Raw genomic sequence first — 13,515 nt, 5'->3', positions numbered from 1 at the left:
GCTGCGGTCACAGCATCAACTCCAGACACTGTAAAACATGCGTGCAGCCGTCAAAAGCAAGAACAAACCAAACGCAGATTGCAACGCTCTTTGCGGAATGCTGTGCGCTATACGGGCCCCCACGGGCGCAAATATCATGGTGAGGGGCACCAATGCCACGAAAGCAGGCACATTGACATACCCGATAGATAGAGGCGCAAGATCGGCTACGCCTTGACCAGCCAACATATAGCCAATGGTTGCCGGCACCGCGATGACAAAACCGATCGCAGCAGAGGTGCCCACCGCGCGCCGCATTTCATAGCCAACTGCGGTTAGAAGGGGAACACTCAAAGTCCCGCCGCCAATTCCCATCATCGCTGAGATTAGCCCCACTCCTACCCCAGATGCAGCTTGAATGGATGCATTTGGAAAGCCGGATGCCAGAGATGACTCCTTTTGCGGTATCATCATTTTCAAGGCCACCAAAACAGCCACAACCGCAAACACCAAGGTGAGAATGCGTCCGTCGGCAAACCCGCCGATAAACGTGCCGATCAAAACACCAACAACGATTGGAATGAACCAGGCTTTCAGCAGGGCAATGTCCGTTGCTCCACGCTTGTAATGGCTGCGCGCGGACATAAGCGACGTTAATACGATGGTGGCCAGAGAAGTCGCTACGGCTAGTTTCATGGCGAGGCCGCTGGCATAGTCGAGTATTGTGAAAATCACAAAAAGCACCGGCACAATGACGATGCCGCCACCAACGCCCAATAGACCTGCGAGCAGACCTCCCAGAACCCCAGCTCCGGCAACGGCAATAAAAAACAACCAATATTCGGCAATAAAATTCATCATAGGGCCACCGAATAGAATTTGGAGACTCTAGAAACGTCAAGTCGCAACATTTTAGATCCTACTTTCAGAGACTTGGAGGTTGAAGAAATGCGCGCATCATTGTGGTCGCCGCTTCATGGCGCTCTGCACGCCAGTGCGTCGCGTCGAGATTTTCCTCAAAAATGACAGATAACGTATAAACATTGGAAAGGTGAAACTGATTGAGTGCAACCATCATAACATAGACCTGAAGTGGATCTATACCATCACGGACCGTGCCGGAAGCCGCGCCACGCGTAAGCAATTGGGCCATTGTTTGTAGCACGGGAGAGGACATCTCAGATACCCTTTTGGATGTTTTAAGATAGCGTGCTTTGTGGATATTCTCCGTTGACAATAGGCGGACCAAGTCGCGATTGCCTTCAAAGTGCTTATGCATAAAGTCAAACAGCTGCATCAGTCCATCAATCGGGGAAAGGTGCTCGACATCGATTTTGAGTTCTTCTCGTCGCAACTCGCCAAGAGCCTCTTCCAACACTGCAACATAGAGGTCGGCCTTGCCTCCGAAATAGTGGTAGATCATACGCGGATTGCTATGGGCCCGCGATACGATCCGCTCGGTTCGTGCGCCGGAAAATCCATGTTGAGCAAACTCATATCGCGCTGCTTTTAAAATTTTATCGCGGGTGTCCGCAGCGTTGCGGGTCTGCTTAACTTTAGTTTTGGTCTCCGAAATACGACCATCAGTCATTGCATTTCCTCCAAATGCGTTGATAGTTTTACCGCCAAATTTAACAACGCACGATCCCTTCCGGGAGCTCCGAGCAGGGATACACCAACACCTTCGCCGCTGGCAGCTCCCCCCATTTGTACCTGCGGTGCCCCCCAATGTCCTGCAAAAGCCGTAAGACCCAATGTGACGCCATAGAAATGGCCAATCTCTTCGGTCGAAGCGATCCGTAGCAGGTGCCGCTGAGAGACACAGGGCAGGATCAATGCCGTGTCCGGTGGACAGATACTGGCCATATAATGCGTAAGTGCGGTGCGTTGTTTGCATGCAGCGTTGTAGGCATCTTCTTCGGTGCAGAGTGCACTGTCAAAACGAGCGGCAATGTCTGCCGCAAAACGGGGTTTGATCGCCGAGAGATGCGCTCCCAGTGCCCGTTTAATGTCGTATCCCTGGATGATCGCATAGACCTCCTGAACATCCTGAAGGCTGAATTCATCCAACATGTCGACAGGTGCGTGGGTTGCAATGCGCGCACTGCTACATTCCATGTCACTGGCCACACCCGACTTGACATGTGACAGCAGGTCAGTGGCGGCGCATATCCGTGTAATTGGCTGTGAGTTTTGAGGCGGCAGCAAAACAGAACCAACCTCTTGCAAGGTCTGTGCATCACGGGCAAACCAGCCAAGGGTGTCATAACTAGGAGCGAATGGCAGAACCCCTTCAAGGCTGACAGCTCCATGCGTTGGCCTAAAACCAAATATGCCGCAGAATGCTGCTGGCACGCGCACCGAGCCCCCTGTATCGGTGCCGAGCGCAAAATCAGCAAGCCCAGCAGCAACCGCGACGGCAGATCCGCTGGAGGATCCTCCTGGCAGCCATCGGACATTGCGCGGATTGCGTGGCGTCCCGTAATGCCGGTTGGCCCCCTCTAGGCTAAACGCCAGCTCATCTGTGATGGTCTTGCCAATAACCTGCGCGCCCGCATTCAGAAGCTTAGACACAGTTGGAGCATGTCGCACAGCGGGCATATGCGCGGCCAGCCAATCAGGATTGCCACCGCCGGTTATTTGGCCAGCGACGTCGATCAGATCCTTGACCGCAAAACCTAACGAACGCAAGGCACCATCGCCCGTTGCTGCGACGGTCGCCACAGAATCCGGCAGAAAAGCGTTATATGAGCAACCATTGTTGGTGGGGGGCATATCGACCATCAGGCGGGCAACGCTTCTATTACGTCGTCAGAACTGCAAACAAACCCGAAGCATTTTTTCACGTTCCACACCGTAGCTTCAGCGCAAAAATCGGGGGAACTTGTCGCGCAGCAATCTTCAACCAAAATGCATCCGTATCCCAAAAAATTGGCATCAGTCAGCGAGTGCAAAACACATTGATCAGTGTTGACCCCGGCAAAGAGGATCGTGCGTATACCAAGGTTGCGCAGGATTGAATCCAGAGGCGTGTCCCAGAAACCGCTGATCCGGTATTTATCAACTTTGATGTCTGTATCTTGTGGTGCGAGCTCGTCCACCACTGCAGCTGCCCAAGAATCTTTTTGCAAAACAGGAGCCCCATTGGAGGGTAAAGGATCACCGAGCCCGACACCTTGGCCCGAGGCTTTATAAAGATGGATCTGATTGGGGGGCATATTCATCAGATCAGCACGGTTTCCCCAGTTAACCCAAATTACAGGCACGTTGCTCTGTCGCAATTTGGGCAACAATTTTTGAAGCGGTTCGATGGGTTTTCGATCGGCAGAATAGTCACCACCAATGTGATCAACCCAGCCGTCCTGTGTACAGAAGTCATTCTGCATGTCGATCACGATAATCGCTGTGCGTTCAAGATCGAGCGTAACTGTTTGCGGGGTGGATTTAACGGTTGCGATGCGCGGAACAACATCCGGCAGGGTCATATCGACATTGTTGACATTTGCCCTCCACTGCGTATTGCGTCCCACACCCAGAGTGCCGCCTGAGCTTTTGGTATCTTTCAAATCCATTGTGCCCATATCCTTTATAAAAACCAATCCAAGCCGATCATGCCAAACAACAATGCAATCCTCGTGCCAGCCATTTTTCGTTGATAATCCGCCATAAATTTTATCGGAACACGAAGTCTGCCTAAAAACTGGGTGGATATGAAAAACAATGTCTAATAAATAATCAGTTACTTACTTATTGAAGCGGCAATGGTTTTTTTATTGATGCAAATCAGTGACTTAATTCTTTGGCATGAGCGTTGCATAGCTTCCGACACAACGTTCCGCAAGCAGTTCTCTCACGTCAAGCATTAAGGAATTACACATGGTAAGTCGTCGAAACATAATTCAAGGCATCGCATTTTCAGCCTTCCTCATGACATCCCCCTTGGGAGCTTTGGCTCAAGAAGCGTTGACTGTAGGCATTCTTATTCCGGGCTCAAAATCCGACAAAGGCTGGATGGAATCCAGCTATAACGGTCTCGTTGCTGCTCAGGAAAAATATGGCGACAAGATCAAAGTTCAAATGATCGAGAATATTTCCTACGGCGACATGGAGCAAGCACTGACACAGCTTGCATCCGGCAATTCGATGGTCATTGGTGTCGGTGGTCAGACACAGGCTGCTGTGCTCAAAATTGCTCAGCGCTTCCCTGACATTAAGTTTTCTATTGTCGGCGGGAATGCCGGTGTCGAACTGCCAAATGTTGCTGGCTACGACGTTAAACAGGCTGAAATTGCCTTTGTTGCCGGAGCAGCGGCTGCAATGATGAGTAAAACGGGCACCGTCTCTTACGTGGGCGGCATGGAAATTCCGTCAATCGTCAATGCCGGCAAAGAATTTGGCAATGGCGCAAAATATATCAACCCGGAAATCAAATATATTGAAAGCTACACCGGTGATTTTGACGATGTAGCGAAATCCAAGGAAGCAACCTTGGCAGCAATCGCTCAGGGTGCCGACATTCATTATCACATTCTCAATCTGGGCCTTCGTGGCATGGAGCAGGCTGCGACCGAAAAAGGCACACACATCATTGGCTCCTATACCAATTATTGTGGCACCGACCCTCTCTACCCTGCCTATTCCATTACGGGTGTGGGCTATCAGGTAGGCTACACGATTGATCAGGCCGTTGCCGAAACATGGGTGGCTGGCTACAAACCCTTTGGCCTCGCCATGGGTGCCGAAGCATCCGATATCGCAGTTTGTGATCCCGCTCCAGGTATGATGGAAAAACTCGACGCGATCATGGACGACATCAAGTCCGGCAAAATCTCGGTACTGGAAGGCTAATGTATAATAAAAAGGAGGTGGCTGTCGACGCCACCTCACCTACCTGCAGCACAACGCCCAACGATGCGGCACTGTTTTCTATGCGAGGGATCTCCAAAAGCTTTGGCGATTTCCCTGCTCTTGAAGACATTGATATCGCGTTTTTTGCTGGGGAAGTGCATTGCCTGCTTGGTGAAAACGGGGCTGGAAAATCAACCCTTTGTAACCTGATATTTGGTGTACATGCACCCAGTACCGGCGAGATGCAGTTGGATAACGCGCCCTATGCACCCGATGGTCCGCGCATTGCCTTGGCACACAATATTGCAATGGTGCATCAGCATTTCAGCCTTATCAACGAATTGTCCGTCATTGATAATTTGTTGCTTGGCCAACAATTTGGCAAAATCGATCGCAAAGCAGAAGCCGTCAAAATTACAGCTCTTGCTGCCGAATTTGGCTTGGAGCTGGCCCCATTCGAAATTGTAGGCGACCTCTCGGTTGGCCAACGTCAACGGGTCGAAATTGTCAAATGTCTGATGCAGCGGCCACGCTTGCTGATACTGGATGAACCAACCGCTGTGCTGTTGCCCGGCGAAATTGACTCATTGCTCGGGGTCTGTCGCACGGTTGCCGATAATGGCTGTGCCGTTGTGATGGTTACGCACAAACTGGCTGAAATCAAACAGATCGCAGATCGGGTAACCGTGCTGCGTGAGGGCAAGATTGTTCGCCGGTCCGATGCACCCGCGGAACAAATCCCAGACCTTGTCCGTGCGATGATCCAAAAATCTCCGTTAATGGCGGGGGCAGAGACGTCTCTGGGCGTTCAAAACCTGCCGCCACGCACCCCACGCTCTTTGCAGGGTGGGTCTCGCGAAGTCATGCAACTGGATGGGCTATCACTTGTGGATCCTATCGGGGTAAGACGCCTCAATGCCCTTACATTGACAGTCGAAAGCGGAGAGATTGTTGGCATCGCGGGGGTTGAAGGCAATGGCCAAAGCGAGTTGGGTGCCATTCTTTCAGGCATGGAAACAGCGACTGAAGGTCGTTGGTTTGTAGGCCAGACCGAGCTGACCCATGCCAATGCGCGCAAGATTACGGCTGCCGGTGTTGGCATCGTACCGGAAGATCGACATCAGGTTGGCGCGATCGGCCAGATGTCTGTTGCAGACAATCTCTTTCTCAATCGTATGCATCAATTTGCCCGCTTCGGCCTTATTGACCGAGTGAGGCAACAGCAAACCGCCAGTGATTTTATTGACCAATATGACGTACGCACGCAAGGGCCCCATGCGTCGTTTGCCTCTCTTTCTGGTGGCAACCAGCAAAAAGCAGTGTTGGCTCGCGAGTTGACGACGCCTAATCTCAAATTTCTACTCGCAGCCCAGCCCACACGAGGGCTCGATGTTGGCGCAATTGAGGCCGTCTATAGACGCATTCGCGCTGCGGCAGATACGGGTGTTGGTGTCTTGTTGATTTCCTCTGAACTCGACGAACTGATCGCCGTCGCAGACAGGATCATTGTATTCTACCGTGGGCAGATTGTGGGCACACATAGCGCTAGCCCCCAAAATCGAGATGCTATTGGCGCTTTAATGTCCGGACAATTGCCATGAACCAGATAATCACTTCCACACGCGAACATGTGTCCAAGTTCCTCAACAGCCATCAGGGAATCGTTGTTCCAGTGATCGCAGTGCTGCTTGCTTTTGCCTTCGGTATGATTGTTGTCGTCGCAATGGGCGTGCCGCTCAATAACGCTCTTGGTGCTTTTTGGCAGGGCGCTTTCGGCAACGCCTACGCCATTTCGGCCTCCCTCAATCGTGCCGTCGTACTGGCATTGGTTGGGATTGGGTTTGTCATAGCCAATCGCGCCGGCCTGACCAATGTGGGGGGCGAAGGACAGATTGCGGTTGGCGGCATTGCAGCGACGGCCCTTTGCCTAACACCCGGCATTGCAGATCTGCCTTTTGGCCTTTCCTTTCTTATCCCGCTGGTGGGGGCTGCGTTTGTTGGCGGCATCTGGGGGGCTTTGGCTGGTGTCCTTAAAACCCGCTCGGGTACCAATGAAGTAATTTCAACCTTGCTTCTTTCGTTCATTGGTACAGGACTGCTGTATTGGTCCGTGCAATCGGAAAATCTATTGCGTCAACCGATGACCAGCTCCTCCACATTGCCAGAATCCGCGTCCATTCCCATGGCCACCCAAGTTCCCTTGCTCACAGGGTCCTATGCCTCACCGGTCACTTACGGGCTGCCTATCCTGCTGCTGCTGGCAGTCATCGCCGCCCTTGTGCTGTCACGATCAATCTTTGGGTTCCAGCTCCGTTCAGTGGGTCACAACCCCACGGCTGCAGCGCGCGCGGGAATTTCTGTTGGCCTGACACTGACATTGGCTCTTTTTATTGCCGGAGCTTTTGGAGGACTGGCTGGCGGGGTGATGTTGCAGGGTGAACAATATTCGCTGAAGGCGGGCTTTTCATCAGGCTTTGGTTTCGACGGTCTTGTGGTGGGATTGCTTGCCCGTGGTTCTGTTCCGGGCGTTATCGCGGGGGCACTTCTGTTTGGTTTCATGCGCTCTGGCGGCATTTCGATGGAAATGATCGCCACGGTCCCCTCTTCGCTTGTTGGCGTCATCCAAGGCCTGATCGTTCTATTGATCGCCGGTGCTGCCTATTATCTTGATAAACGGACGACCCCATGACCTATGAGCTTTTTATTGTCTTCCTATCTTCGACCTTGCGTTTGGCAATCCCGCTGTTGTTCGCCGCCACCGGCGAGTTGGTGAGCGAGCGGGCCGGCGTGGTTAATATGAGCGTTGAAGGCATGATGCTCACCGGTGCCTTCGCCGGTTCTGTGGGCGCAGTGCAAACCGGCTCACCCATGCTTGGACTTTTATTTGCGGTCATTGCTGTTATGCCAATTGCCCTGTTGCAGGCTTTTCTCACGAACACATTGCGTGCCAACCAAATCGTTACCGGTATTGGCATCAATATCCTCGCGCTTGGGATAACGACGCTCGGCTACCGCCAAATTTTTGGGGCTCGTTCGCGCGAAATGATCCCCGGTTTTGACGCTTGGTCACTGCCGGTGCTGGGTCAGCTTCCTTTTGTCGGGCCCCTTTTCAACCAATCTTGGCTGGTTTATCTGGTTTTCGTACTTATTGCAGTTGTTGTCTGGATCATGGCCCGCACAGGCCTTGGCATCGCGATTCGGGCTACGGGAGATGATCCTGTTGCTGTGGCAAAATCGGGCACATCCGTGCATAAAATCAGATATGCCGTCATTATGTTCACCGGCATGATGGCCGCCTTGGGGGGCGCATTTTTGTCGCTTGCAGAAATTCATACCTTCACAGAGGGCATGACAAAAGGGGCAGGTTACCTTGCGATTGTCGCTGTTATCTTCGGCAATTGGCAAATGTCACGCACCATCATCGCTTGCCTGTTGTTTGGGGGTGCAACGGCCCTCCAGTTCCAGTTGCCTGCGATGGGCATAATATTACCAAATGCCCTGCTGATCATGATGCCTTATCTGTTGGCACTGCTCGCCGTGGCAGGATTGGTTGGCAGACAAACAGCGCCGCGTGCACTATCGCAACCATATTAGGGTGTCTCATTTATAAATGGATATGTTGTGCGCTTCTGGCACGTTCTGGCTGGCAAGGAAAGGCAGCGGAGCACAAAGCACCGCTGCCATTTTTAACATAGGCAGATCAGGAGAAGACGACTCCGAACAGAACGACCGTCAAAATTCCGCCCATGACCGGCAAAGCCGTACGGCGAACTATTTCAATGGGCGAACAATTCCCCGCGTCGCTCACCGCAATAATAACACCAGCCACAGGAGACATGGAGCGAGCAAGGCCTGCGGTCAGCTGCATCGGCAGCAGCATGGCCACCGAAGAGGCACCAAAGCTTGCGGCAATATTGGGGGCAAGATGACCAAAGGAGAAGAAGGCCGCATTGCCAGACCCTGTAATGACGGCCACAACGGTTACCATAGCGCACATGACGATGGTCATTGCTGTGACACCAAAGCCAGAGGTTTGGGCAGTATTGATCAGGAATTCCACCATCCCGATGGTTTTCAAACCGGCGGCAAAAACTTCTGCACAGACGATCAATGAAACAATGCGGGCAAACATGCGGCCCATACCATCAAAGAAGGCCATAAAGCCTTTCGTGACCTTTTTGCCATCACGGTGGCGGACGGTTTCACATAGCAGGCCCAACAAAGCACCAATCAACATCGCGGTGACTACGTTAAGTTTTACCGAACTGATAAGCAGTTTGGAGAAGATCAGGATCAAAGCAAGGGGCACCATTGGCAAGAAAGCATAAAAGGCCGGAGCACGATCCTTTTTAGACGCGTCATCTTGCCCTGCATTAAGCGCTTCTGCGATCGCAACATGCCCTGCTTTGCCATCAAAATACCGACCGCTAAAATAAGTAAGAACCGTGATAACTGCGATGGCGAACAAGCCGACCGGCAACTGGTGTTGAGCAAAATAGATCGCTACGTCCAGATCCGCCGTTTTGGCTGCCAAATTGGACGCTCCCGAGGCAGGACCCAAATCAAGCACAGCGGTTGTGCCGATCATGGCCGCGGCAGCGGCAGTGCTGACACCAAGGCGTACAAGCGTGGGAAAGAAGGTGACCAGCAACAGCATGGCGAGGCCGGCGGCGCTGGGGATGAAGATATTGAGAAACTGCCCAACCGCATACCCGAGTGCCAACACCACATAGGGCGCATTGAGAAGCTTGAGCGGGCGGATCGCCACATCGACCATGGCGTCTGTCGCACCGATGTGGTCCATATATTTAGCGAAACCACCGGCGGCCATAATGATCATACCTAATCCCGCAGCGCGGTAGGCAAGAGACCCGCGGACATAATCAAAAATATCAAAGAAAGAAAGGCCCGTCGATTTGGCTTTCTTGAAAAGAATGGATGTTTCCGGCGTGACAAACAGGGTCAAAGCCAACAATACCAGACCAGCAAGCAGCAAGATGGTGTGCGGTTGATATTTCTTGATAATAAGCCAAGCCACGATGACCGTGACGACGAGGCCGATGAGAAAACCTAACATATTGTTCCTCCCAGTGGTGTGCAGGTTCAGACATTGATAGGCACCGAGCGGTTGTCACTCAGAGCTATTGTGGGATGACTCGATAAAGGGAGTCAGAACGGCCTCGTAACCCTTGGCGTCTTCGAGGTAAGGGGCATGGCCGACATTTGGCAATGTTGTGTGGGTTGCATTGGGTGTCAGCGCTTTGAGTTCGGCTGATAAATCGGGGCGAACCACCGGGTCCTTGCCACCGAACAAAACCAATGTTGGGATCTTAATCTTGCTGTAGAAAGGCCGCAAATCAGCGAATTGCAACATACGTGTCGCCGTGAACAGGCCATCAGGCGCTGTGCCGGCCGCAACATAGGCTGCAACCTCCAACAGAAAGGCATCCACCGGATGTGCAACCATATGGGTTGCGCGACCGCGTCCATAGGCTTCTCCCCCCTGTTTCTTCAGGGTCTCGATACGGTCAAGCAATTTCTCTGTTGGAGGGGTGTCGCGCGGCTCGCCGTAGCCGGGGTGCGTACAAGACAGAACGAGGCGGTCCATTTGGGGGGCTGGATCAGCCGCGATACGGGCAGCGAGCGTGCCGCCCATTGAATGTCCCACGACGGTGAGAGATGAAAGAGACAGCGCAGAAATAAGCCCCCTCAATTGCTCTGCAAAAGCGTCTAGGTCAGGCTCGATTTCACTGGACTGGCCATAGCCGGGGGCGTCCCAAGCGATAACCCTGTGGCGCGTACTCAAGTCGAGCATCTGAAACACCCAACTGTCCGCACTGCCAAGCAATCCGTGCATAAACAGAATAGGTGTTCCTGAGCCCATGGAGCGATAGCTCATGGGTAAGCCGTTGACTTCAACGCATTCCCGCTCGGGAAGACGCTGCATGAGATCAATAACCGAAGGTGACCAATTGGAGGCCGATGAAGGGGGCATAACAGTCCTCGCTTGCTTGAGGGTCTTTTCTGTCAGCCACTATAATTCAAATTATGTCATGTAGATTATGCATAGTTTCAATGATATTATAAAATTTGCTGATACCCCCTTTGAAAGTCGGAACTCATGAATATCAAAGCGCTACAAGCCTTCAATGCCGTTGTTTTAGAAGGCTCCGTCAGCGGTGCAGCGCGCGTCATGAACCTAAGCCAGCCTGCCGTTAGCCGCTTGATTTCACTTCTTGAATCTGAACTGAACCTGATGCTGTTCAAGCGCGAGAAACAACGCTTACACTTGACCGAAGAAGGGGCCGCCTTTAACCGTGAAGCCCGGCGCATCTTGGCCGGCCTGCAAGAAATACCGCGCATTGCCAATGAAATCCGCGCCCAGCGCCTAAAGCGGCTGCGTATTGTAACCATGCCCCGAGCCGCTTTGTCCGTGGTGGCGCCCGCTGTGGCACGTTTCACAAAAGAGTATCCCGAAGTCAAAGTTTCTATCGACATTCGCTCGCACCGGGATCTTGAGAGCTGGATCAATGGCCGCGAATATGATCTGGGGTTTGGCAATGTTCCGGTCAGCCACTGGGCCGTGACCAGCACATCCCTGGGGCGGGCCGATCTCGAAGTATTGATGCCAAAGGATCATGCATTTGCCAGCAAAAAGATTATTGCGCTAAAGGATCTAAGCGCTGTTCCTCTTGTCTTGCAATTTCCCGGCATGCTGTTGCGCCGGCAGATTGATAGTTTGTTTGAAGCAAATGACGTAAAAATCGGGCGCGAAATCCTGACCAATTCCTCGCAAATGAGCCAGCATCTGGTTGCCAACGGAGCCGGACTGACGATCATAGACCGCCTTAGCGTTTTGGCGATGGATGACAGGCACTTCACCACTCGCCCCCTTACGCCAACCCGATCTGTTGCTTTCGGAGTGATCCGTCACCGTGGGGACGATCCTGACCCGATGGTGTTGGCCTTGACAGACATGCTGCGTGAACAGCTCGCAAGTTGTGTGGTAAAAGGCGCGATTGAGCCGCAGGGTACTGACAGTAACAACACATCATCCACATAACGACAGCGCAAGTGACAGGCACAAGAAATTTGCTTGGCTTCTGCTCGGACTCTACTATTTTTTATTGCATATTGGGCCCCTGTCAATCGGTATACTAGGATTGTCAGGAGCCTTGTTTTTAAGCGCGGAAAATTTCGTGTGAGGCCTTCAAGAGGGCCTCGGTCTGTGGCGCCAAATGTTTGTAGACCGTCTCATTGATCTTGTTATAGAGGGTGACATTTTCAGGCACGGGCTCAAAGACATCACGAATGCGTACCATATGGTTTATGGCATCTGATCTGTCTTTATAAATCCCCAAAGCCAAGGCCGTGCAAATAGCAGCGCCCATGCTGGCAGAACCATTCACCTCATTGCGGCAGGCAGGCACTCCAAATACATCGGCAAAGATCTGCATGAAGAGATCTCCGTTGGACCCACCACCACTCACGATGATTTTAGTGGGCTGCACCCCGCGTTCATCGCACATGGCTTGCGCATGATTTTTCATGGTCATAGCGATGCCCTCAAGGACAGAACGGAACATGTGGGGACCTTTGTGGGTTCCGTTAAACCCTATTATCATGCCGCGCTCATACAGATGCGTTGGACGGGCCAACCAATGCAGCACGGTATAGAGGCCATCACAGCCGGGGGACGTTTGCTCCGACGCAATGGCGTTTAGATAGGCCTCCGGCGTCATGCCTTTGGCTTCTGCAGCTTTTGTGACATCCTCACCCAATAGGTCCTTGATCCAGGTAACCGTGGCCATGCCACGCCGGATACCGCTGCTTTCATACAGAAACTCGCCAGGCACCGCACCCGGGTTGCTCCAATAATTCACCGTATCAGATCTGTTTTCGTCACCAACCATCATCGACGCGATGTAGGTGCCCAATGTAACAAGCACCGTACCATCATTGACCAGACCAGCACCCAGCCCCTCAACGGCTTTGTCATTTGCCGTTGATACCACCGGAAGTCCTTTTGGAATGCCGGTTGCCTCGCAGGCAAATGCATTGATATGCCCCAGAATGCTCGATGGATCGACAAGCTCGAATAGCATCTCTCTAGGGGTGGTGAAGCTATCGAAGCGTTCGCCATCCTCATACCAGTCCAAAGTGACAGGATCGATCGGCCAAGGACCCACATAGTTGGATCGGGTGTCTTTGGCCTCCCCGGTCAGTCGATGCGTCAGATAACCGGTAGTTGTTGTCACATAGCGAACGGTATCATCATCATGCTCATAGGGTCTGGACAGGCGCAGATCCATCCAGCTCTGCACCGGAGATGCCAGAGTGCCATCTTGTTTGATCAAAGCGCGACAGCAACGGATGGAACCGAGCCCGACGCCAACAATGTCCGACTTGTCCCCGTCAAACTTGTCAAACATGGTCTGGCAAGCAAGCTTCAGGCTGTCCCACAAGTCATCATCGGGATGCTCAGCACGGTCGTCCCCGTAAAGATAGATTGGCTTGAGCTTGACGGTGTGAGCGCATATCTCATTGCCCACAAGATCAAACAGGGCCACCTTGGTGCTTTGCGTGCCACCATCAATGGCGAGAATATAGCGATTTTGTCCATTGGTCATTGTCGATCTCTCCTCTGCGGCCTAGAGGTTTGAAGCCATGTTCAAACCTCTATTTTTC

General features: G+C 52.5%; 12 protein-coding genes. 5 read left to right on the top strand and 7 right to left on the bottom strand.

The genetic code is table 11. The features are described 5' to 3' along the window. Window positions 1–15: 15 nt before the first annotated feature. From C0081_RS05515 to C0081_RS05500, 4 genes are all read right to left on the bottom strand, one after another. Entirely contained in the window at window positions 16–840 is an 825-nt protein-coding gene (locus tag C0081_RS05515) for a sulfite exporter TauE/SafE family protein (protein ID WP_210200404.1), read from the bottom strand. Between the two features lie 64 nt (window positions 841–904). Continuing rightward, on the bottom strand, window positions 905–1,570 hold the full coding sequence (locus tag C0081_RS05510) for a TetR/AcrR family transcriptional regulator (RefSeq protein WP_101532807.1): 666 nt from the start codon (window positions 1,568–1,570) through the stop codon (window positions 905–907). Further along, window positions 1,567–2,754, bottom strand: a complete 1,188-nt coding sequence (locus tag C0081_RS05505) for an amidase (RefSeq protein WP_101532831.1) — start codon at window positions 2,752–2,754, stop codon at window positions 1,567–1,569. The genes C0081_RS05510 and C0081_RS05505 overlap by 4 nt, the downstream gene beginning before the upstream one ends. A gap of 8 nt (window positions 2,755–2,762) precedes the next feature. Next, window positions 2,763–3,551, bottom strand: coding sequence for a cysteine hydrolase family protein (locus C0081_RS05500; RefSeq protein ID WP_101532806.1), 789 nt, complete (start codon window positions 3,549–3,551; stop codon window positions 2,763–2,765). A gap of 304 nt (window positions 3,552–3,855) precedes the next feature. On the opposite strand from C0081_RS05500, the gene C0081_RS05495 reads away from it, so the two are divergent. The 4 genes from C0081_RS05495 to C0081_RS05480 are packed head-to-tail and all read left to right on the top strand — an operon-like array spanning window position 3,856 to window position 8,421. Beyond that, window positions 3,856–4,827 (top strand): BMP family protein, encoded by a 972-nt coding sequence (locus C0081_RS05495; RefSeq protein WP_101532805.1) that lies wholly within the window; start codon window positions 3,856–3,858, stop codon window positions 4,825–4,827. After that, the gene (locus C0081_RS05490) at window positions 4,827–6,428 is read left to right on the top strand and encodes an ABC transporter ATP-binding protein (RefSeq protein WP_101532804.1); all 1,602 of its coding nucleotides are present in this window, start codon (window positions 4,827–4,829) and stop codon (window positions 6,426–6,428) included. Before C0081_RS05495 ends, C0081_RS05490 begins: the two co-directional genes overlap by 1 nt. Next, window positions 6,425–7,516, top strand: coding sequence for an ABC transporter permease (locus C0081_RS05485; protein WP_101532803.1), 1,092 nt, complete (start codon window positions 6,425–6,427; stop codon window positions 7,514–7,516). Before C0081_RS05490 ends, C0081_RS05485 begins: the two co-directional genes overlap by 4 nt. Next, on the top strand, window positions 7,513–8,421 hold the full coding sequence (locus C0081_RS05480; RefSeq protein ID WP_101532802.1) for an ABC transporter permease: 909 nt from the start codon (window positions 7,513–7,515) through the stop codon (window positions 8,419–8,421). Before C0081_RS05485 ends, C0081_RS05480 begins: the two co-directional genes overlap by 4 nt. Before the next feature lie 106 nt (window positions 8,422–8,527). On the opposite strand, the gene dcuC is transcribed toward C0081_RS05480, so the two are convergent. Together dcuC and C0081_RS05470 are read right to left on the bottom strand one after the other, a co-directional pair. Continuing rightward, window positions 8,528–9,904 carry a C4-dicarboxylate transporter DcuC gene (gene dcuC, locus C0081_RS05475; protein WP_101532801.1) on the bottom strand — a complete coding sequence of 459 codons (1,377 nt, stop codon included), beginning with the start codon at window positions 9,902–9,904 and terminating at the stop codon, window positions 8,528–8,530. A gap of 54 nt (window positions 9,905–9,958) precedes the next feature. Continuing rightward, window positions 9,959–10,822, bottom strand: a complete 864-nt coding sequence (locus C0081_RS05470; protein WP_101532800.1) for an alpha/beta fold hydrolase — start codon at window positions 10,820–10,822, stop codon at window positions 9,959–9,961. A 126-nt stretch (window positions 10,823–10,948) separates the two neighbouring features. On the opposite strand from C0081_RS05470, the gene C0081_RS05465 reads away from it, so the two are divergent. Then, window positions 10,949–11,890 carry a LysR family transcriptional regulator gene (locus C0081_RS05465; RefSeq protein ID WP_101532799.1) on the top strand — a complete coding sequence of 314 codons (942 nt, stop codon included), beginning with the start codon at window positions 10,949–10,951 and terminating at the stop codon, window positions 11,888–11,890. Between the two features lie 118 nt (window positions 11,891–12,008). Here the strand turns inward: C0081_RS05465 and C0081_RS05460 are convergent, their stop codons facing one another. Then, window positions 12,009–13,457 carry an FGGY-family carbohydrate kinase gene (locus tag C0081_RS05460; protein ID WP_101532798.1) on the bottom strand — a complete coding sequence of 483 codons (1,449 nt, stop codon included), beginning with the start codon at window positions 13,455–13,457 and terminating at the stop codon, window positions 12,009–12,011. Between the last annotated feature and the right edge of the window lie 58 nt (window positions 13,458–13,515).

It is taken from the genome of Cohaesibacter celericrescens (assembly GCF_002866925.1).
GTDB lineage: Bacteria > Pseudomonadota > Alphaproteobacteria > Rhizobiales > Cohaesibacteraceae > Cohaesibacter > Cohaesibacter celericrescens.
Note: the sequence above shows the minus strand (reverse complement) of the source record. Positions and strands in the feature narration are given on the sequence as shown.